Annotated in this window: 1 protein-coding gene; it reads left to right on the forward strand. The window is 68.4% G+C overall.

Features of this window, described 5'->3' with window-relative positions:
• Positions 1–541: hypothetical protein (locus tag AC1Q7O_RS27585; protein WP_492662644.1), on the forward strand; the 541-nt coding region annotated here is incomplete at both ends.

The raw sequence follows: 541 nt of genomic DNA on the forward strand, positions 1-541 counted from the left end.
GTGATCACGGTCTCCACCGCCGGTGGCACCAGCACGCTGCGATCGGCCGCACTGCCGGCGCTCGTCGCATTGCCCGACCTCGCCCCGGCCACCGACGTCGGCGACACCCTGCTGGCTGCCACCGACCTCGCCGTGGGCCTCAACCAGAGCCGACGGGTGAGCTCGGGCATCGACACCGCGCTCGATGTCGATCTCTACCGTCTGGACCTCAACGCCGGCGACCTCGTCAGGCTGGCCGCCAGCACCAGCTACTACGCCCAGATGCGCCTGTTTGACGCCACCGGCAAGGAGTTGGCCAGCAACAGCCTCTTCTACTTCTACAACCCCACCCGGCTGACCTTCGTCGCACCGGCCACCGGTACCTTCTACCTCGGCATCAGCGGCTACGGCAACAGCAACTACAACCCCAGCACCGCCAACTCGGGCACCGCCAGCAGCTACACCTACGGCTACACGCTGGATCTGGAGCGCCAGCTCGCCGGTGTCTCCCACCTCGCCGGCATCACCGCCTCCGCCACCAGCGGCACGCCCACCAACGCCG

The organism is Roseateles sp. GW823-FHT07B05 (assembly GCF_058794515.1).